The sequence below is a fragment of the Endobacter medicaginis genome (assembly GCF_014192375.1).
Lineage (GTDB): Bacteria > Pseudomonadota > Alphaproteobacteria > Acetobacterales > Acetobacteraceae > Endobacter > Endobacter medicaginis.
On sequence record NZ_JACHXV010000002.1, the window covers coordinates 301,441 to 320,580 of the forward strand.

Annotated in this window: 15 protein-coding genes; 6 read left to right on the forward strand and 9 right to left on the reverse strand. The window is 69.0% G+C overall.

Annotated features, from left to right (window positions below; all coding sequences use genetic code 11):
* Nucleotides 1–27: 27 nt before the first annotated feature.
* Together FHR90_RS03505 and FHR90_RS03510 are read right to left on the reverse strand one after the other, a co-directional pair.
* The gene (locus FHR90_RS03505) at nt 28–948 is read right to left on the reverse strand and encodes an ABC transporter substrate-binding protein (protein WP_266152707.1); all 921 of its coding nucleotides are present in this window, start codon (nt 946–948) and stop codon (nt 28–30) included.
* Between the two features lie 11 nt (nt 949–959).
* Entirely contained in the window at nt 960–3,239 is a 2,280-nt protein-coding gene (locus tag FHR90_RS03510; RefSeq protein ID WP_176624285.1) for a TonB-dependent receptor, read from the reverse strand.
* 153 nt (nt 3,240–3,392) lie between these two features.
* Here FHR90_RS03510 and FHR90_RS03515 point away from each other — a divergent pair, with 153 nt between their 5' ends.
* Nucleotides 3,393–4,373: an ABC transporter substrate-binding protein gene (locus FHR90_RS03515; RefSeq protein ID WP_176624283.1), complete on the forward strand. Its 981-nt coding sequence runs from the start codon at nt 3,393–3,395 to the stop codon at nt 4,371–4,373.
* 27 nt (nt 4,374–4,400) lie between these two features.
* Here the strand turns inward: FHR90_RS03515 and FHR90_RS03520 are convergent, their stop codons facing one another.
* The 5 genes from FHR90_RS03520 to FHR90_RS03540 all read right to left on the reverse strand — a co-directional run bounded on the left by FHR90_RS03520 (nt 4,401) and on the right by FHR90_RS03540 (nt 8,946).
* Nucleotides 4,401–5,162 (reverse strand): ABC transporter ATP-binding protein, encoded by a 762-nt coding sequence (locus FHR90_RS03520; RefSeq protein ID WP_176624281.1) that lies wholly within the window; start codon nt 5,160–5,162, stop codon nt 4,401–4,403.
* A complete protein-coding gene (locus FHR90_RS03525) occupies nt 5,156–6,139 on the reverse strand; it encodes an ABC transporter permease (RefSeq protein WP_183274757.1) in 984 nt (327 codons plus the stop codon). The genes FHR90_RS03520 and FHR90_RS03525 overlap by 7 nt, the downstream gene beginning before the upstream one ends.
* Nucleotides 6,136–7,224 carry an ABC transporter substrate-binding protein gene (locus FHR90_RS03530; protein ID WP_176626038.1) on the reverse strand — a complete coding sequence of 363 codons (1,089 nt, stop codon included), beginning with the start codon at nt 7,222–7,224 and terminating at the stop codon, nt 6,136–6,138. The genes FHR90_RS03525 and FHR90_RS03530 overlap by 4 nt, the downstream gene beginning before the upstream one ends.
* A complete protein-coding gene (locus FHR90_RS03535; protein WP_176626036.1) occupies nt 7,214–7,936 on the reverse strand; it encodes a peroxiredoxin-like family protein in 723 nt (240 codons plus the stop codon). The genes FHR90_RS03530 and FHR90_RS03535 overlap by 11 nt, the downstream gene beginning before the upstream one ends.
* Nucleotides 7,937–8,016: 80 nt before the next feature.
* On the reverse strand, nt 8,017–8,946 hold the full coding sequence (locus tag FHR90_RS03540) for a LysR substrate-binding domain-containing protein (protein ID WP_183274758.1): 930 nt from the start codon (nt 8,944–8,946) through the stop codon (nt 8,017–8,019).
* A gap of 158 nt (nt 8,947–9,104) precedes the next feature.
* Between FHR90_RS03540 and FHR90_RS03545 the strand changes: the two genes are divergently transcribed.
* Genes FHR90_RS03545 through FHR90_RS03565 form a run of 5 tightly spaced genes read left to right on the forward strand, consistent with a single transcriptional unit; the run spans nt 9,105 to nt 14,378 of the window.
* Complete coding sequence (locus FHR90_RS03545) at nt 9,105–10,214, forward strand: LLM class flavin-dependent oxidoreductase (RefSeq protein ID WP_183274759.1); 1,110 nt, start codon at nt 9,105–9,107, stop codon at nt 10,212–10,214.
* A gap of 2 nt (nt 10,215–10,216) precedes the next feature.
* Nucleotides 10,217–11,233, forward strand: coding sequence for an NAD(P)-dependent oxidoreductase (locus FHR90_RS03550; RefSeq protein WP_183274760.1), 1,017 nt, complete (start codon nt 10,217–10,219; stop codon nt 11,231–11,233).
* A 26-nt stretch (nt 11,234–11,259) separates the two neighbouring features.
* Nucleotides 11,260–12,054, forward strand: a complete 795-nt coding sequence (locus tag FHR90_RS03555) for a class II aldolase/adducin family protein (RefSeq protein ID WP_176625896.1) — start codon at nt 11,260–11,262, stop codon at nt 12,052–12,054.
* Between the two features lie 36 nt (nt 12,055–12,090).
* The gene (locus FHR90_RS03560) at nt 12,091–12,693 is read left to right on the forward strand and encodes a cysteine dioxygenase family protein (protein WP_176625893.1); all 603 of its coding nucleotides are present in this window, start codon (nt 12,091–12,093) and stop codon (nt 12,691–12,693) included.
* The gene (locus FHR90_RS03565) at nt 12,693–14,378 is read left to right on the forward strand and encodes a rhodanese-like domain-containing protein (RefSeq protein ID WP_183274761.1); all 1,686 of its coding nucleotides are present in this window, start codon (nt 12,693–12,695) and stop codon (nt 14,376–14,378) included. The genes FHR90_RS03560 and FHR90_RS03565 overlap by 1 nt, the downstream gene beginning before the upstream one ends.
* On the opposite strand, the gene FHR90_RS03570 is transcribed toward FHR90_RS03565, so the two are convergent.
* The gene (locus FHR90_RS03570) at nt 14,370–15,779 is read right to left on the reverse strand and encodes a glycosyltransferase family 9 protein (RefSeq protein ID WP_176623846.1); all 1,410 of its coding nucleotides are present in this window, start codon (nt 15,777–15,779) and stop codon (nt 14,370–14,372) included. The genes FHR90_RS03565 and FHR90_RS03570 overlap by 9 nt on opposite strands.
* A 182-nt stretch (nt 15,780–15,961) precedes the next feature.
* Entirely contained in the window at nt 15,962–19,132 is a 3,171-nt protein-coding gene (locus tag FHR90_RS03575) for an efflux RND transporter permease subunit (protein WP_176623844.1), read from the reverse strand.
* Nucleotides 19,133–19,140: the final 8 nt, after the last annotated feature.

A 19,140-nucleotide genomic window follows, 5' to 3' on the forward strand; every position in this document is an offset into this window, starting at 1 on the left:
CGTGGCGGCTCCTCGCGATCATACGGCCTATCGGCCGAGGACAAAGGCCGATGCCAGCGGCGCATCGGTCTGCAGCAGGCCGGCGCTGCGATAGGCGTCGAGCGTCGCCTGCTCGTCCGCCACCACGGCGGCGGTGAGCGGTCCGGGACTGGCGATCATCTTCGCCGCCACCGCGCGCGCGACCGGCTCCGGCAATCCGGTCTGGCGCGCCAGGATCTGCGCATACGCGTCCTGATGCGTTCGTCCCCACGCAAAGGCAGCCGTCACCCGGCGGTAGAAGTCGTCAAGCAGGGCGCGCTTCCCGGCGAGTGCGGTGTCGCTCGCGACCCAGAAGGCGTCGTTCGGCATCAGCCCCGCCGCATCGACGACCACGCGACCCTGCCCACCGACACTCTCCAGCGAAACATAGGGCTCCCAGGTGGACCACGCATCGACGCTGCCGGCTTCAAGCGCCGCCTTGGCCTGCGCGGGGGTGAGGAACACGATCTGCGGCGCCGGTGGCGGGATGGCTCCGGTCTCGATCAACCGCAGCAGCAGCAGATGACCGATCGAGCCGCGCCCGGTGGCGATGCGCCGGCCGGACAGCTCGGCCGGATCGTGAATCGACGACCCCGCCGCCACCACCACCGCCACCGCATGGCCGGCACCGCGCGGCGGCAGCAGCCAGGCGGCCTTGAGCGGCATCCCCGCACCCCAGGCGAACAGGAACGGCCCGTCACCGGCAATGCCGGTGTCGACCGCGCCGGCCGCCAGCGCCTGCAGCAGCGGCGACGCCGCCTCGAAATCGGTCCAGGCAATGGTGTAGGGCGCACCCTGCACCGCGCCCGACGCCTCCAGCAGCGCGCGCTGTTGCCCCTTCTGGTCGGCCACCGTCAGGGTCTCCGCCACCGCCGGCAACGCGGTGCAGGCGAGGACGATCAATACTAGCAGGGTTCGCGTCCACCTCACGATCATCTCCCTCACAGCCGGTAGCGCAGGGTGGCGAACACCGTGCGGGGGTTGGCGTAGGATGCCGCCCAGATCAGCGGCACGCCCTGTGCCTGCACGAAGCTGAGCGTCTGCGGCAGGCGACGGTCGGCGAGGTTGCGCGCCGACAGGCTCACGTCCCAGTGCCTGTCGGCGCTCGTCCAGGCGAGAAGGGCGTTGAAATAGGTCTGGTCCGGCAGCCTGGTCTGGGTATTGTCGAGCGCGTCGGTGAACAGCGCGCTCTGATAGCTGACATCGCCGCCAATGCGGAATTCGCCCGGCAGATTCCGCGTCCAGCGCTGCGGCAGGGTGTAGCTGGCGGCAAGATTGCCCTGGAAACGCGGCGCGTAGGGCAGCCGTTCGCCGGCATGCGGCGTGTTGTTGATCGCAAGCCCGCTGGCATAGACGGTGCGTGAGAACACCCCGGCGAAACTGTCGAGCTGCGCGAACAGATACGAGCCGGTGGCGTCGATCGAGACCGCGGCGACGGGATGCCAGTGCGCCTCGAACTCGGCACCATAGGAGTGACCGTCGCCGGCATTGTAGCGATGGCTGAGGCCGGTCGACGGATCGAGCGTGGTGATCTGCAACGCATCGAAGCTGTTGTAGAACAGCGCACCGTTCAGCGTCAGCCGCCCGGCCAGCGGCTCGCTCTTGGCGCCCAGCTCATAGGTGGTGACGGTTTCCGGCGCATAGGGCAGCAGCGCCTGCTGGCGGCCGCTCGCGATGGGCGTCTGCGCGCGATAGTCATAGCCTGCCGACTTGCCGCCCTGGCTGATCGTCGCATAGCCCAGCACGCGCGGCGTGATCTGGTATTCGAGCGACCCCTTGGGCAGCAATTGCTCCCACGATCCATGCGCGTTCGCACGCCACGCCACCGCCGCGGGGCTTGCATTGTAGAGCACGCCGAGCGCTGCCGGCCACGCCACCGTATGTGTCTGGGTGGAGGCGAGATAGCTCAGCGTTTCCGCGTTGCCGTGATTTTCGAAGTTCCAGCGCAGGCCCACGGTCGCGGTCAGGCGCTGCGTGAGCCGATAGCGAGCCTGGCCGAAGATCGCCGCATTGCGGTTGATCTGGTCGATATTCGCATAGACCGGCATGTAGACGGTCTGGCGCGGATCGACGGTGTAGCGCGAGACATTGTTGGCCCAGCGCTGTGTGAGCCAGTCCTCGTAGAATCCATAGACGCCGCCGACGAAGGTCAGCCTGTCCCACTGGCCGGTGGCACGCAGTTCCTGCGAATAGCTGCGGTCACGATAGTAGAGGAGTTGCGAGGTGCGGGCGTAGAGATCGCCGGTATTGTCATAGGCGCCGCGATCGTCATAGCCGCGCACGGCACTGATCGAGCGCAGGATCCAGTGGGCGCCGAAATGGTTGGTCACGGTGCCGGTGAAACCGGCCTCGCTGTAGTTGTTCTTCGGATAGATCGACGATGCCAGCGCGTAGCGATCCGCCGCCAGCAGGCTGCCATAGCCGCGATTGGTGCTGCCGTCGGCGGTACCGTCGAACGCGAGCACGATGTCGAGATCCTCGGTCGGCGTGAAGCGCAGCTTGCCGCGCGCCTGTGTGTAATCGATGTCGTTGACACGCCGCTCGAGCGTGACGTTGCGGTCGAACCCGTCCGACGCATGATGCGACACCGCAAGGCTGGCATAGACGCGATCGCGCACCAGCGGACCGCTGACCACGACGCCGGTGCTCCATTCGTTGAAGGTGCCATAGCCGGCCTGCGCGATCAGCCGCCTGCGGTCATCGGGCAGCATGGTGTCGATGCGCACCGCACCACCTTCGGCCTGATGACCGGTGGTGAAGCCCACCGGGCCGCGATCGATCTCGATCGCGTCGATGTCAAGCAGCTCCTGCATCGTGCCGATCGTGCGCGGCAGATACACGCCGTCGATATAGGTGCCAACCGAGGGCTCGCCCTGCGGGTCGAGCTCACCGATGCCGCGGATGAAGTAGTTCGCGTTGGAATAACCGACCGTCGCGCGCGGCTGGTAGAGATTGGGGGTGAGATTGGCGAGCTGGCGCGTGCTGACGATCGCACGCGCCTCGAGCCGCGCCGCGCTCAGCAGCGACACCGAGGCGGCCGTATGCTGGATGCGCTCGGCCCGCCGCGCATTGCGCGAACGGCTCACCACGGAGATCGTCTCGGTGGTCGCCTTCGCCGCCACCCCTGGCGCATGCGCCACCGGTGCGGCGAGCGCGGGTGCGGCACAGCCCAGCGCCAGTCCCGGCAGGACGAGCGAGAAAGACAGGCTTGGGCGAGACATGGACGACCGATCGGGTTGTTGAAGGCGGCCCTGCTTACGACGCGATCACGCGATATATCTCATTCATTCTTATCGGGGCGTAGTTTAACAAAACTCACTCTTTTGGTTCGCGGTGTTCGTTTACGCTCTGGGTCTTCCTGAGGAACCACCGCCATGACCGTCCTTTCGCGTCGGCGCCTGCTGATCGGCGCCGCGGCCGCTGCCGCCGTGCAGCCCGCCATCGCCGCCCCGAGTGCCATTCCCGCTGATTTCACCTTGCGCGTCGGCACCTATCGCGGCGCCGACGCGACACTGCTGCGCGGCACCGGGCTCGACCACGCGCCCTACCGGATCGCGTTCAATGAATTCAGCGGCGGCAACCTCATCACCCAGGCGATCAATGCCGGCGCGCTCGATCTCGGCACCTGGAGCGAGATCCCGCTGGTCTTCGCCGCCGCCGCCGATGCGCGGGTGCGCGTGGTGGCGACCCTTGAGGGGCCGACCGCCAATCAGGCCGTGCTGGTGCCGCAGGATTCGCGCGCACGCTCCATCGCCGATCTGCGCGGCCGCCGTGTCGGCTACATCCGCGCCACCACCTCGCAGTATTTCCTCATCAGGATGCTTGCGCAGCACGGGCTCGGCCTTGCCGACGTCGAGGCGATCAGCCTGGGCTATGCGGAGGGGCTGGCAGCGTTCCATTCCGGTGCGATCGATGCGTGGGCGACCTATGGCTATGCGATCGCCACGCTGGAAGCGCAGGGCAGCGCGCGCGTGCTGCAGAACGCGGTCGGCATCCTGTCGGGCAACTATCTGATCGGAGTCGATCCCGACCGGCTCGGCGATGCCGGCTTCCGGGCCGCCGCGTCCGACTATATCGACCGCATCGGCCGCGCCTACGCGATCCTCGATGCCGACAAGCCGCGCTGGTCGAAGCTGCTGGCCCCCGCGGTCTCGGTGCCCGAACCGATCGCGCTCGCCTATCTGCGCGAGGAGGAACAGCCCTACCGTGTCCGCGCCATCCGCCCCGCCGACATCGCCAGCGCCCAGAACGTGGCCGATACCTTCATCGCCCAGGGTCTGCTGCCGAAGGGCACCAGCGTCGCGGCCTACTTCAGCGACGCGCTGCCGCCCCGCGAGCCTGGCCGCCAGGGCTGACGACCCGTCGGCTGACCGCTCCACGCCCTACCACAATTCGCGGTGGCCGAGCTGGCCGAGGATGTCGCGCCGCAGCCCCAGCAGGCGCGCATCGTCGCGATGGCGAGGCGCCTGCATGTCGATGGCGATGTCACCGATCACCCTTCCGGGCCGGCCGCCGATCACCACCACCCGCGTCGCGAGCAGCAGCGCCTCCTCCACGTCATGGGTGACCATGACCGCGGTGAAGCCGCGCTGCTCCCACAGGCGTCGCAATTCGGTCTGCATGGTCAGTCTGGTGAGGCTGTCGAGCTTGCCGAGCGGCTCGTCGAGCAGCAGGGCGCGCGGCGCATTGACCAGCGCGCGGGCAAGGGCTGCGCGCTGCGCCATGCCGCCGGAGAGCTGATGCGGCCAGGCCCGTTCGAACCCGCGCAGCCCGACAAGGTCGATCGCACGCTCGACCGCGTCGCGATCGCCCCGTCCGGCAATATCATGGCCGAGCGCGATATTGCCGCGCACGCTGCGCCACGGGTACAGCGTCGGGTCCTGAAACATCACCAGCCGGTCCGGACCCGGACCGGCGATCTCGACATCGTCGGCGAGGATGCGGCCCGAGCGCGGCCGCTCCAGCCCAGCCATCAGGCGCAGCAGGGTGGACTTGCCGCTGCCCGAGGCACCGAGCAGGGCGACGAAGGCGCCCGGCGCGATGCGCAGATCGATCCCGTCCAGCACCGTGCGCTCGGCCCCGTCGATGCGGTAGGCATGCGAGACGTCCGCAATACGGAGCGACAGCGGTGCGGCATTCACCATTTCAGACCATCCTTCTGCCAGCGCAGCACACGGTCGCGCACCTTGAACAGCAGGCTCATCAGCACGCTGCACATCACCGACATCACCAGCAGGGCGGCATACATGTTCGGGTAGGCGGCCCAGCCCTGCGCCCATTGCAGATAGAAGCCGAGCCCCGACTTGACGCCCAGCATCTCGGCCACCACCAGCATCGCGAACGACACGCCAAGTCCCATGAACAGGCCGACGAAGATCTGCGGCATCGCCGCCGGCAGCGCGACACGCCACACCAGGAAACGATCCTTCGCCCCCATCGTGCGGGCGACGTCATACAGCGCGGGATCGACCGCGGCGATGCCCGACCAGGTCAGGATCGCGACCGGAAATCCGGCTGCCAGCGCCAGCAGCGCCTCGCTGGCCAGCCGGCTCGACGGGATCAGTACGAAGGCCAGCGGCAGCAGTGCGGCCGGCGGCAGCGGACCGACCAGCCGGATCACCGGCTGCGCCCAGTAGCGGAAGCGCGGCGCCCGGCCGAGCCCGACACCGACCGCAACGCCCAGCAACGCGCCGGCCGCATAGCCCACCCCGAGCAGCGCGAGCGAATGCGCCAGGCTGTCGGCGAGCCTGCGCCAGTCGCTGACGAACACGTCGAGCAGATCCTGCGGCGTGCCGAAGAACGGGCGCTTCAGCCACAGCAGCTTCGCCTGCACCACCTCCCACGCGGCCAGCGCCAGACCCAGGGCGACCGCCCACGGGCCCCGCCTGTGCAGACGACCCGACAGGGCGGCGACGAACAGCACCGCCCCGACGAGGGCCAGCAGTCGCGACAGCAGCGCGGTCTCGGGAAAATCGTCCGCATCCGGCCAGTACCAGGTCACGAACGCCGCCAGCCACCAGGCCGGCGCGGCGAGGAACGGGCGCCAGTCCGGCCGACGGGCGGAGGCGCGCCTGCCCGTGGCGCCGAGCCGCGCGGGTGCGGCGGCGAGCAGCCCGCTCATGCCGCGAACAGGTCCTGGGTGACGCGCGTGGCATAGCGCACGGAGTCGAGCGACGGACGAAACACGCCGACCTCCTTGAGCGCATCGGCATAGCGCGCGATCTCGGCGCGGAACGCCCCTGCCAGCACCTGGTGATGATGACCCTGCATGGTCAGCATGGCGGCGAGATCCTCGGCACTGGCCTTCGGCGCGAACGGCCTGAAGATGCGCGCCGTCTCCTCGGGATGGCAGGCGACCCACGCGCCGGCGTCGAGGATCGCACGTGCCACAGCAGCGGCCACCAGAGGCTCGTCGCGGATCAGGCTGCCGCGCAGACCGATCACGCAGCAGGCGACATGCGCCCACTCGCCGCGCATGTTGCTGTCGATCTCGACAAGCCCGAACTGCTTCTTCTGCAGATACGAGATCGGATCGCCACTGGTGATCGCAGCCACCTCGCCGCGCTGCAACGCCAGTGGCAGCAGATCGGCGGGATATTGCCGCCACTGCACGTCGCCCTGCGGATCGAGTCCCGCCTCCTTGACGCGGATCGAGAAGAAATTGCGGTCGGGCCCGCCGATATCGCTGACGCCGACCGTCCTGCCACGCAGATCGGCGATCGTCTTCACCGGACCCGCCGGCGGCGCGAGCATGTACATGCAGCCCGCATGCAGCCCGCCGACCAGCTTGACGTCGAAGCCCTGGCTGAGCGGCTTGAGCCAGCGCAGCGCCATGCCGGGTGCGCCATCGGCCCGCCCGGTCGACAGTGCCTCGAGCAACTGGTCGGTGGAGCCGGCGAAGTTGACGTAATCGACGTCGAGATTGTAGCGCGCGAAGAAACCCTTCTCCTTCGCCACCGGCACCGCGGCGGTGCAGATCGCGGTCTCGTTCCAGGCGATGGTGAGCTTGCGCGCGGCCCCTGCGACCGGCCGCACGGATGCGCCGCCGGCGGCCGCGCATCCCGCCTCGGGCATGTCCATACCCGCCATCGACGGCGTGGCGGAGCGGGCCGGCAGCAGCGGCAGTGAGGCCGCACCGACTGCCCCGGCCAGCCAGCGCCGCCGCGACAGCAGGCCGAGACGGCTGGAGACGATATCAGGCGGCATGGATCTGTTCCTGTTCGTGTCGGGCGAGATCCGCAGCCCGTGCATCGAGGCCGAGCGCCTCCAGCACGGCAGCGGACTCGGTGCGGTCCATCCAGTCCGGCGAGACATCGACGAATCGCGCGATCCGGCCAGGGCCGACGACCAGCACCGCCGGTTTCGGCAGCTCCCATTGCGAGACGCCGTTGAGCGTCTCGGGCCGCTCGCCGCGCGCCTCCGCCACCGCGCGCGAGGCGTCGTCGAACACATAGGTGATGCCAAGCGCGCGCGACAGCGACAGCGCCGGATCGCTCACCACCTCGAACGGCAGCGCGTGCCGGCGCGCGATCTCGCCGAGTGCCGGATACGGCTGCGGCGAGACCGCCAGCAGCGTCACTCCGGCCGCCGCGAGCGCGGGTGCGAGCGTGTCGCGATAATAGGGCAGTGCGATGTTGCACGCCGGACAGGTCGCGAACCGAAAGAACACCAGCACCACCGAACCGCCATCGACCAGCGCGTCGAGCGACAGCAGCGTCCCGTCCTCGCGCCGCAGTTCCGTGTCCGGCAGCACGTCGCCCACGCGGACGTGACGGGCCGCATCATGCGTGCGTCGCAGCGTGGCACGCTGGCCGGCATTGATCGCCAGCGCTGCCGGCGACCAGCTCCGCTCGCGCTCCTGCTGCAAGGCGCGGAAGCGCTCGCCAAGCGAAAGGGGAGCGACGGCGATGTCGGGCATGCGTTGGGTCCTTCGTCAGCGATGCAGTGTGCAGGCCGCAAGTATGCGACCGCGCTGCATGTGCGACGAGGGAGTTCTGCTCAAGCGAGACTTGGCGATCTGTCATCGCTCGCCGCCTCGGCGAGCAGGCTGGCGAGATCGGCACCCGCCTCCGACACCCCCTCGCGCTGCACCAGGACGGTCTCGATCCGCGGCACCGGCGGCAGCGCGCCGGACGGCAGCATCGCCAGCCCCTCGGCCAGCGCGAAGCGACGCGTCCGGCACGAGATGCCCAGGCTGCCGCGCACTCCCGCGCGCAGGGCGGGCAGATGCGGCGTCTGCATCACGACGCGATAGTCACGCCGCGCCTCGCCGAGCGCGCGCAGGGCCGCCTCGCGAAACCGGCAGGGCGGCTCGAGCAGCACCAGCGGCAGTTCGGACTGGTCGACGATCGCCGGGTCGCCCAGCCACACCATGCGGTCCTCGGCGACGATGCGGGTCTGCGCACCGCTGCGCTCGGCATGGCGGCCCAGGCACAGCACGATATCGAGCCGGGCGCGGTCGAAATGCTCCAGCAGTTCGGCTGAACCGCCGACCCGCACCGTCACCCGCGCGCGCGGATGCTCCAGCCGGAACCGGCCCAGCACGTCGGCCAGCACCGTGTCGGCGAAATCCTGCACCATGCCGACCGAGACCGGCTCCGGGTCGGCGGCCTGGCCGAGCTGAAGCATGATGCGGTCATTGAGCTCCAGCAATTGCCGCGCATAGGCGACCAGCTCGACCCCGGCGGCAGTCAGCACCAGCCGGCGGCCCTCTCGCTGGAACAGCTTCTGCTGGAGCACGTCCTCGAGCCGCTTCATCTGCAGGCTGAGTGCCGACTGGGTCAGGAAGATGGTGTCGGTGGCCTGCGCCATCGAACCGGCCTCGGCGATGGCGACGAAGGAGCGCAGCAGTTCGGTCGGCACGTTGCGGGTGACGCGCCTGAGCGCGGTCTCCGCCGGCGGCGCCGACGGCAGGACGGACGCGGACATGTTCGGCTCCGGTGTTTGACGAACGAAGATCGTATTTAAGGATTAAAACCTTGCCATGACGGTTTCTGGCTTGTTCAACTCGCTTCTGCAAGTGTTGAATTCAATTATCAACGATCATCGTAAGTTGAATTAACCAGCACGCCAGCAGGAGCGGGTCCATGTCCAGCGAGAGCGCCGTCGAATTCATCGGCTATGTCGGCAGCCGCAACCATTCCGAGACCATCCCGGCCTCCGGCCCGGTGATCGACCTCGCCCATATCGAGGCCGCAGCCCGTGTCCACGAGAACGCCGGCTTCGATCGCGTACTGGTGGCGTTTCACTCCAACTCGCCTGAAAGCCTGCTGATCGCCCAGCATATCGGCGCGGTGACGCGTGAACTCGGCCTGATGATCGCGCATCGGCCCGGCTTCACCGCGCCCACGCTGGCTGCGCGCCAGCTCGCCACCCTCGACCAGATCACGCGCGGCCGTGTCGCTGTACACATCATCACCGGCGGCAGCGATACCGAGCTCGAGGCCGATGGCGACCGGCTGACCAAGGCCGAGCGCTATGCGCGCACCGGCGAATATCTCGACATCGTCCGCCGCGAATGGACCGAGACCACGCCCTTCGACCATGACGGGCCGCATTATCGCATCCGCGGCGCCCATTCGCAGGTGCGGCCGTGGCGCGAGGCCGGCATCCCGGTCTATTTCGGCGGCTCGTCGGACGAGGCGATCGCCGTCGCCGGCCGGCATGCCGACATCTACGCGCTGTGGGGCGAAACCTACGACCAGGTGCGCGAGACCGTCTCGCGCGTGCGTGACGCAGCGGCCGTCCATGGCCGGCGGCCGCGCTTCTCGCTGTCGCTGCGTCCGATCATCGCCGAGACCGAGGACGCGGCCTGGGCGAAGGCAGACCGCATTCTCGACATCGCCCGCGCCCAGGCCGAGCGCACCGGCTATGTCCGCCCTGCGGTGATCCCCAACGAGGGCTCCCGTCGCCTGCTCGACGCCGCCGCCCGCTCGGACGCGGCGGGGCGTGCCGACAAGCGGCTGTGGACCGCACTTGCCCAGGCCACCGGCGCGCGTGGCAACTCCACCTCACTGGTCGGCACGCCCGACCAGGTCGCCGACGCGCTGCTCGACTACTGGCGCCTCGGCATCGACACCTTCCTGATCCGGGGCTTCGACCCGATCGAGGACGCGCATGCCTATGGCCGCGACCTGCTGCCACGGGTGCGCGCGCTGGTCGCCGCCGAGACCGGTCGCAGCGCGAAGGCCGCCTGAGCATGGCGCGGCGCGAGACGCTGGTGGTGGTCAACCAGCTCGGCGAGGCGGTGCGCGACGCGCTGGCCCCGTTCGGGTCACGGCTGCAGATCGTCGAGGCCGATCGCGACAGCGACACGCCCTGGCAATACGCCAACCTCGCTCGCGCCGCCGACGTGCTGCTGACCGGCCCCTCCCCCGGCTGGAAGAATGCCCCGGTCCTCGCCCCGCCCGGATGGGCGGCACATGACGAGGGGCCCGAATGGGTGCAGCTCGCCTCCGCCGGGATCGATGGCTACCCGCACTGGCTGCTGGCCGGGCGGACGGTCACCTGCGGACGCGGCGATGCGGCGGTGCCGATCGCCGAACACGTGCTCGCCGCGCTGTTGCTGCACACGCGCCGCCTCGACCGGCTCGGCGTGCACGGCCGCGACGCCTGGATCGCGCAGGGCACGCCATTTCGCCTCGGGACGCAGACGCTGCCCACGCTGTCCGGCCGTACGCTCGGCATTGCCGGGTTCGGCGCCATCGGCCGTGCGGTCGCACAGCGCGCCCGCGCCTTCGGGGTCGAGATGCTGGCCTGGCGACGACGCGATTGGGCGCCGGGCGAGGCGGCGGCGGAGGCGGTCCGCCCGGTCGCCTCGCTGGCCGAGCTCGCTGCGTCCTCCGACGACCTCCTGCTCGCCCTGCCGCTGACCGCGGCAACGCGCGGCATCGTCGATGGCGCGGTGCTCGGCGCGGCACGGCCCGGGCTGCATCTGATCAACGTCGCCCGCGGCGCGCTGATCGACGAGACCGCGCTGCTGACCGCCCTCGCCTCGGGGCGGGTCGGTGCGGCGACGCTGGACGTCACCGAGCCCGAGCCCCTGCCGGACGGACATCCGTTCTACGCCCACCCGTCGATCCGCCTCACCCCGCATGTCTCGTGGTCCGGCCCCGAGGTACGCGCCAGCTTCGCCACCCGCGTGGCCGACAATCTCGACCGCTTCCTCTCCGGACGGCCCCTGCGCGACCTCGTCGACGCCGCCGCCGGCTACTGATCCCCATTTTTCGGACACACCCGACCATGCCAGACACACTCGTCCTCGACCGGCCCGCCAGACTTGAACGCAAGCTGGTGCCGCGCCCGCCAGCCGCCTCGTTCGCCGAGGAGCGCCTGCACCGCAAGCAGCGCCTCGCCGCCACCTTCCGCCTGTTTGCCCGCTCCGGCTTCGACCAGGGCCTCGCAGGCCACGTCACCGCACGCGACCCGGAATTTCCCGACCGCTTCTGGATCAATCCGCTGGCGGTGCATTTCTCGCAGATCCGTGTCTCCGACCTCCAGCTCGTCGAGCATGACGGCACCATTTTGATCGGCGACAAGCCGATCAACCAGGCCGGTTTCACCATCCACTCGGCGCTCCACAAGGCGCGCCCCGACGTGATCGCCGCCGCGCATACCCATTCCACCTACGGCAAGGCGTTCTCCGCACTCGGCATCGAGCTGGCGCCGATCACCCAGGATTCCTGCGCATTCTTCGATGATCACGCGGTGTTCGATCCGTTCAGCGGCGTGGTGCTCGACGAGGGCGAGGGCGACCGCATCGCCGCCACCCTCGGCAGTCGCAAGGCGCTGATCCTGCAGAACCACGGCCTGCTCACCGTCGGTGGCTCGGTGGAGGCGGCGGCATGGTGGTTTCTCACCATGGACAATGCCGCCCACGCCCAGCTCCTCGCCCAGGCCGCCGGCCCGCTCAAGCCGATCGCGCCGGACATCGCCCGCCTGACCGCCTCCCAGGTCGGCACCGAGCAGGGCGGTTATTTCTCCTTCCAGCCGCTATGGGACTGGATCACCGCCGCCGAGCCGGACCTCCTGGCGTAACGGACGCGCCGGGGACGAATTCGAGGGATTTGAGAGATGTCTGCTTCCATTGCGCCGTTGCGCGACTTCGTCCGTGACATCACCGCGCTGTTCGACCGTGGATTGAACCCGCCCGCCGTGCAGCTCGAAGGGGTCAATCTGCTGCGGCGGCTGGTCTCGCGTGACGACTGGCTGCCCGATGCGTTCGCCCGTCCTGATCCGCAACGTTACAGCCAGTATCTGCTGCATTGCGATCCCGCCGAGCGCTTCTCGGTGGTCAGCTTCGTCTGGGGCCCGGGGCAGTCCACCCCGCTGCATGACCATCGCATCTGGGGGCTGATCGGGATGCTTCGTGGCCGCGAGGTCGAGACACAGTTCGTCCGCGACGCGCAAGGACGCTTCCACGAGGCGGAGTCTTCCGAACTGCACCCCGGCGAAGTGACGATCCTGGAGCCCGATCTCAACGATTATCACCGTGTCGCCAACGCATCCGCCGACACCACAGCGATCTCGATCCATGTCTATGGCGGCAATATCGGCGGCGTGCTGCGCGCGACCTACGATCCGGCGAGCGGTGCCCGGAAGGCCTTCATCTCCGGCTACAGCAACGACACCGTGCCCAATCTGTGGGACCGTTCGCGACAGACGGAGCCTGCGTGATGACCCATCTCGCCGCCCCCGTCACCACCGCCGAAGCCGTCCGCCGATCGCTGCGCGATGGCGACGAGATCGCGCTGATCGACCTGCGCGAGGAAGCCGCCTATGCCGCCGGCCATCCGCTGTTCGCGATCAACCTGCCGCTCGGACGCATCGAGGAACGCGTCGGCGCGCTGCTGCCGCGACGCGATGTCGCCATCGTGGTCTATGACGATGGCGACGATTCCCGTATCCGCCGCGCCCTGCCGCTGCTTGCAGCACTGGGCTATCGCCGCGTCAGCCGGCTCGAGGGCGGTCTCGCCGGCTGGCGCGCTTCGGGCGGCGAGATCTTCATCGACGTCAACGTGCCGTCGAAGGCGTTCGGCGAGCTGGTCGAGCATGTGCGCCATACGCCCTCGATCCCGGCCACCGAACTGCGCGCGCGGCTCGACCGCGGCGACGATGTGGTGATCCTCGACGCGCGCCGGTTCAGCGAATATGCCACCATGTCGATCCCTGGCGGTCGCTCCGTGCCGGGTGGCGAACTCGCGCTGCGCGTGCGCGACCTCGCCCCCGATCCGGCGACCACCGTGGTGGTCAACTGCGCCGGCCGCACCCGCTCGATCATCGGCGCACAGTCGCTGGTCAATGCGGCGATCCCCAACCCGGTGTTCGCGCTGCGCAACGGCACCATCGGCTGGACCCTGGCCGGACTCGAGCTCGAGCGCGGCGCCGAACGACGCGCCGGCGACCCCTCCCCCGCCAGCATCGCGCTCGCCGCCGCCCGCGCCCGCGATCTCGCCACGCGTGCCGGCGTGCGCATCGTCGATGCCGCCGGACTCGCGCAATTGCAGCGCGATCCGGCCCGCAGCCTGTATCTGCTCGACGTGCGTTCGCCCGAGGAGTATGCGCGCGGTCATCTGCAGGGCTTCCGCTCCGCGCCGGGCGGCCAGCTTGTGCAGGCGACCGACGAGTGGGTGGGCGTGCGCGGCGGCACGCTGGTGCTGACCGACGATGACGGCGTGCGCGCCCGCATGACGGGGCATTGGCTGCGCCAGCTCGGCTGGGCCGAGACCTATGTGCTCGATGACGGGTCCGGCCTGCCCCGCACCGAGGGTCCGGAGCCGCCCGTGCTGGCCGTGCCGCCGCCGCCGGTGCCGCAGATCACGCCACAGGAGCTCGAAGACCGACCGGAAGCGCTGCTGATCGACCTTGCCACCAGCCCCGAGCACCGGCGCGGCCACATCCCGGGCGCACGCTTCGCCATCCGCGCCGATCTCGCCACGCATGGCGATGTCGCCTCCGCCGCCGACATCGTGCTGGTCTCGCCCGACGGCATCGCCGCCGCCTTCGCCGCCGCAGAGCTGATCACGCTCGGCCACCCGGCCCGCATTCTCGCCGGGGGCACCGACGCCTGGCGCGCCTCCGGCCGCACCCTCGCCACCGGCCTCGACCCCAGCCGCGCCCTGTCGGCCGCCGACGACGTCTACAAGCGCCCCTACGAGGGCACCGACAACGCAACGGCCGCGATGCAGGCCTATCTGGACTGGGAATTCGGCCTCGTCGCCCAGCTCGAAGCCGATGGCACGCATCGCTTCGAGGTGCTGGGCGGAGAGCCTGCTGCTGCGTCCGCGCCGCCGGGCGCGTCGACCGGCCCGATCTCGCATTCGCGCCTGCCGACGCAGGCTGTGGCGTCGCTGTCAGGCTGACGCGAGACTGGCCGCGAGTTGCGTGATCGCGCCATCCCAGTCGCCGGGTGTCGGCTGCCGGAACAGCCGCATCGACGGATACCACGGTGAGTCGCTGCGGCCACGCTGCCAGCGCCAGTCGGCGGGCGAAGGCGTCAGCACGCTGACCGGCCGGCCGAGGCTGCCGGCGAGATGCGCCACCGCGCTGTCGACGGTCACGAGGAGATCGAGCTGGCCGATGATCGCGGCGGTGTCGTCGAAACTGTCGAGATGGGGCGACAGATCGACGATTCCACGCGCTGCGAGCGCGGTGGCATCGGCCTTGCTGAGCTCCTTCTGCAGCGAGACCACATACGCATCGCCGATCGCTTCCAGCACCGGTCCGAGGGCGTCCAGTGGCAGCGAACGACGCGCATTGTTCGGATGCGTTGCCCGCCCCGACCAGAAAAGCCCGATCCGCCGCCGCCCTGCCGCCTTGCGCTCGAACTCCCCCCGCCAGCGCAGCGTGCGTTGGGGATCGGCGGTCAGATAGGGGATCACGGCCGGGATGCTGTCGATCTCGGTACGAAGCAGCCCCGGCAGGCTGGAGATCAGCGCATGCGCAGAAAAGCCCGGAATATCCGCCCAGCGGTGGCAGCAGCGCGCTACCCCAGGCATGCGTGCAAACAGCGTCTCCAGTTCGGGGCTGCAGACGAGCACCAACTCTTTCACCTTCGCCGCCGCCAGCGGCAGATAGCGGGCGAACTGGATCGCGTCGCCGAAACCCTGGTCGCACACCACCAGAAGCCGACCACGCGGCAGCACCATGCCGTTCCAGGCGGCGGCGTTGATCGGCGGGACGCGGCCCTGCGCCTCCGGCAGCCGGTTGCGCCATTCGTATTCGATCCAGCCGGGCGCGAATTCGCCATCAGCCAGCAGCACCTGGCCGAGACCCATATGCGCCCCGGCATTGTCCGGATCGAGCGCGAGGATGGCGAGGAAACACTCCGCCGCATCCTCCGGCTCGTCACGGTCGATGCGCAGCCGCGCGAGTTCGAGCAACGGTTCCAGCCGTGCCTGACCGGCCGAGCGAGACACCGCGGCCAGACCGGCGGCAAGTGCGGCGTCGAGCCGGAAGCGCCTGCGGTAGAGATTGCACAGCAGCGCCAGCCAGGACGGCTCGGCACGCTTGGCGGTCGCCGCCTCCATCAGCAGCACCGCCCGATCGACCTCGTCGCGGGCGGCAGCGACGAAACCCCGCACCGCCAGCGCCTCCGCCAACCCCGGCGCGCGGGCGAGGATGTCGAGTGCGATGCCGTCCGCCTCATGCAGCCGGTTGCCGAGCCTGGCCGCCTCGGCGCGTTCGAGATCGGATCTGATCGCCGCCAGCGCGGGCGGCTCGGCGGCGGGTACGATCGAGGTCGACGTGACCGGCTCGGCCATATGCGCAATCTCCGTTGCCGCAGACTAGACCGCTAGCCCTCCGAAGTCGATTCGAAACCGGTTCGACGATGTGCGGGAGAGACGCGCTACCGGCCGCCGCAAACAGCCGTACTGCCCCCGCCAGCGCCGGGTCGACCGGCTGGAGCACCCTTGCCGGGAGGACGACGCACGAGCGCCGGGGCTCAGCCTGCCCCGGCCCGGCTGAGGACGGCCGCCCGGCCCGGCCGACGGCCGAAACGCTGCACCACGGTGTAGAAGGTTGGCGTGAACAGCAGACCGAATCCGGTCACGCCGATCATGCCGGCGAACACAGCCGTGCCGAGCGAGCGACGCATCTCCGCCCCCGCGCCCGTCGCGATCGCCAGCGGCAGCGTGCCGAGGATGAAGGCGAACGAGGTCATCAGGATCGGCCGCAGTCGGGTGCGCGCAGCATGCATCGCGGCCTCGGCGGCCGATGCCCCCTCGTCTTCTGCCTGGCGGGCGAACTCGACGATCAGGATGGCATTCTTCGCTGCCAACCCGACCAGCACCACGAAGCCGATCTGGGCGAGGATGTCGATCGCCATGCCGCGGAACAGTAGTCCGGTGATCGCCGCGAGCAGACACATCGGCACGATCAGGATTACCGCCAGCGGCAGCCTGATGCTCTCGTACTGGGCTGCCAGCACCAGGAACACGAACAGTGCCGCCGCCCCGAACACCAGCAGCGTCGGCGTGCCCTTGAGCTGCTGCTGGAAGGCGAGCTCGGTCCATTCCATCCCGAAGCCCGGCGGCAGCACCTCATGCGCAATCTGCTCGATGCGGTGCAGCGCGGTCCCGGTGGCGACCCCGGGGGCGGCCGCACCCAGCACGTCGGCGGCGGGGAAGAGATTGTAGCGCGGCACACGATAGGCCGAGGTCACGCGCTCGAAACGGGCCACCGTGCCGAGCGGAATCATGTCGCCGTTGGCATTGCGCGCGCGCAGGCGCGCGATGTCGTCGACGTCGCGGCGGAAGCCGGCATCGGCCTGCGCGATGACCTCGTAGGTGCGGCCGAGAAAGTTGAAGTCGTTGACATAGGTCGAGCCAAGATAGGTCTGCATCGTGTCGAAGATCTGCGTCGGCGACAGGCCGAGCTTCTCGGCGCGCACCCGGTCGATATCGGCATAGATCGACGGCGTGGAATTGGAAAACAGCGTGAACACGCCGGCGAAAGCATGATCCTGATTTGCCGCGGCGAGGAATTTCTGCGTCGCCGCCATCATCGCCGAAGTGCCGAGACCGGCGCGGTCCTCGATCATCAGCTTGAACCCGCCGGCGGTGCCGAGACCCTGCACCGGGGGTGGGGCGATGGTCAGCGTGAACGCGGTCTGCATCACCGACAGTCGCCTGCGGAGCTCGCCGAGGATGTACTGCGCCGTCTGGCCCTTCTTCACCCGCTCGTCGAAATCGTCGAATTTCGAGAAGATGGTGCCTGTATTGGGCGCGTCGGTGAAGGTCGCTGCCTCGAGCCCGGCGAACGGTACCGCGTGTGCCACGCCCGGCGTATGCATGATGATCTGCGTCGCCTCCTCCACCGCGCGCTGCGTGCGCTCAAGAGAGGCGCCGGGCGGCAACTGCAGGATGGTGATCAGGTAGCCCTGATCCTGGTCGGGAATGAACCCGGTCGGTGCGCGGGCGAACTGGAAACCAGTCAGGCCGATCAAAGCCGCATAGACCAGCAGCACCAGCCCGGAGACCTGGATCATCCGCCGGGTCAGTCGCGCATAGAAGTTCGACAGGCGCTCGAAGCCGCGATTGAACAGATCGGCCGCCGACGCCAGGCCCCGCATCAGCAGCGGACGGCGCACATGATGAGCCCCCGGCGCATGCCCCTTGAACAGCAGCGCGCAGAGCGACGGGCTGAGCGTGAGCGAGACGATGCAGGAGATGATCGTCGAGGCGGCGATGGTGACCGCGAACTGGCGGAAGAACTGCCCCGAGATGCCGGAGATGAACGCGGTCGGCACGAACACCGCGCACAGCGTCAGCGCGATCGCGATCAGGGCGACCGCCACCTCGTCCATCGTGCGGTGAGCCGCCTCGGATGGCGACATGCCCTGGGCGAGATTGCGCTCGACGTTCTCGACCACGACGATCGCGTCGTCCACCACGATGCCGACCGCCAGCACCAGCCCGAACAGAGAAAGGTTGTTGAGCGAGAAGCCGAGCGCTGCCAGCACGGCGAAGGTGCCGATCAGCGACACCGGAATCGCGATCACCGGGATCAGCGACGCGCGCCAGGTCTGCAGGAACGCAATCACAACCAGCACGACGAGGAAGATCGCGATACCGATGGTGACGATCACCTCATGAACCGAACGGGCGATGAACTCGGTCGGATCGTAGATGATCTTGTAGGCCACGCCGGGCGGGAACTCGGCTGCCAGCCCGTTCATCGTGCGCTTGACCTCGGCCTCGACGGCCAGAGAGTTCGCCCCCGGCTGCGCGAACACCAGCAGCGGTACCGCCACACCGTCGTCGAGATAGCCGGCGGTGCCGTAATCCTGCGCGCCGATATCGATATGCGCGACATCACGCACCCGCGTCACGCGGCCGTCGGCATCGGTGCGGATAACGATGTTGCCGAACTGCTCCGGCGTCTCCAGTCGCCCCAGCGTCTGCACGTTGAGCTGGTAGGCGTTGGGCGAATGCACCGGCGGCTGGTTGAGCACGCCGGCCGAGACCTGCACGTTCTGCGCGCGCAGGGCCGAGATCACGTCCGATGCATTCAGTCCCAGCGCCGCCACCCTGTCCGGATCGAGCCAGACCCGCATGGCGTAGTCCTGGCCGCCGAAGATCTGCACGTCGCCGACGCCCGAGAGGCGGGCGAGGATGTCCTTCACATGCAGGGTCGCGTAGTTCGACAGATAAAGCTGGTCGCGCGACCGGTCCGGCGAGATCAGATGCACCACCAGCAGGATGTCGGGCGTCGCCTTGCGCACCGAGACGCCGATGCGCTGCACATCCTCCGGCAGGCGCGGCAGCGCGTCGGTGACGCGGTTCTGGGTCAGCACCTGCGCGGTGTTGAGGTCGGTGCCGATGGCGAAGGTGACGGTGATGGTCAGCTTGCCATCGCCCGTCGACTGGCTGGACAGGTATAGCATGTTCTCCACGCCGTTGACCTGCTGCTCGATCGGGGTGGCGACGGTGCGGCTGACCACGTCGGCCGAGGCACCCGGATACGAGGTGGTGATCTGCACCGTCGGCGGCACGATCTCGGGATATTGCGCGATCGGCAGGGTGAACAGCGCACCCGCACCCACCAGCGTGATGAACACGCTGACCACGATGGCCAGCACCGGCCGGTCGATGAAGCGATGGAAGAACTGCATGATGTCGC

What these genes read in the sequence shown, in the direction of transcription:
- FHR90_RS03510 (WP_176624285.1), bottom strand. Translation starts at nt 3,239, where the DNA reads ATGTCTCGCCCAAGCCTGTCTTTCTCGCTCGTCCTGCCGGGACTGGCG.
- FHR90_RS03515 (WP_176624283.1), top strand. Translation starts at nt 3,393, where the DNA reads ATGACCGTCCTTTCGCGTCGGCGCCTGCTGATCGGCGCCGCGGCCGCT.
- FHR90_RS03520 (WP_176624281.1), bottom strand. Translation starts at nt 5,162, where the DNA reads ATGGTGAATGCCGCACCGCTGTCGCTCCGTATTGCGGACGTCTCGCAT.
- FHR90_RS03525 (WP_183274757.1), bottom strand. Translation starts at nt 6,139, where the DNA reads ATGAGCGGGCTGCTCGCCGCCGCACCCGCGCGGCTCGGCGCCACGGGC.
- FHR90_RS03530 (WP_176626038.1), bottom strand. Translation starts at nt 7,224, where the DNA reads ATGCCGCCTGATATCGTCTCCAGCCGTCTCGGCCTGCTGTCGCGGCGG.
- FHR90_RS03535 (WP_176626036.1), bottom strand. Translation starts at nt 7,936, where the DNA reads ATGCCCGACATCGCCGTCGCTCCCCTTTCGCTTGGCGAGCGCTTCCGC.
- FHR90_RS03540 (WP_183274758.1), bottom strand. Translation starts at nt 8,946, where the DNA reads ATGTCCGCGTCCGTCCTGCCGTCGGCGCCGCCGGCGGAGACCGCGCTC.
- FHR90_RS03545 (WP_183274759.1), top strand. Translation starts at nt 9,105, where the DNA reads ATGTCCAGCGAGAGCGCCGTCGAATTCATCGGCTATGTCGGCAGCCGC.
- FHR90_RS03550 (WP_183274760.1), top strand. Translation starts at nt 10,217, where the DNA reads ATGGCGCGGCGCGAGACGCTGGTGGTGGTCAACCAGCTCGGCGAGGCG.
- FHR90_RS03555 (WP_176625896.1), top strand. Translation starts at nt 11,260, where the DNA reads ATGCCAGACACACTCGTCCTCGACCGGCCCGCCAGACTTGAACGCAAG.
- FHR90_RS03560 (WP_176625893.1), top strand. Translation starts at nt 12,091, where the DNA reads ATGTCTGCTTCCATTGCGCCGTTGCGCGACTTCGTCCGTGACATCACC.
- FHR90_RS03565 (WP_183274761.1), top strand. Translation starts at nt 12,693, where the DNA reads ATGACCCATCTCGCCGCCCCCGTCACCACCGCCGAAGCCGTCCGCCGA.
- FHR90_RS03570 (WP_176623846.1), bottom strand. Translation starts at nt 15,779, where the DNA reads ATGGCCGAGCCGGTCACGTCGACCTCGATCGTACCCGCCGCCGAGCCG.
- FHR90_RS03575 (WP_176623844.1), bottom strand. Translation starts at nt 19,132, where the DNA reads ATGCAGTTCTTCCATCGCTTCATCGACCGGCCGGTGCTGGCCATCGTG.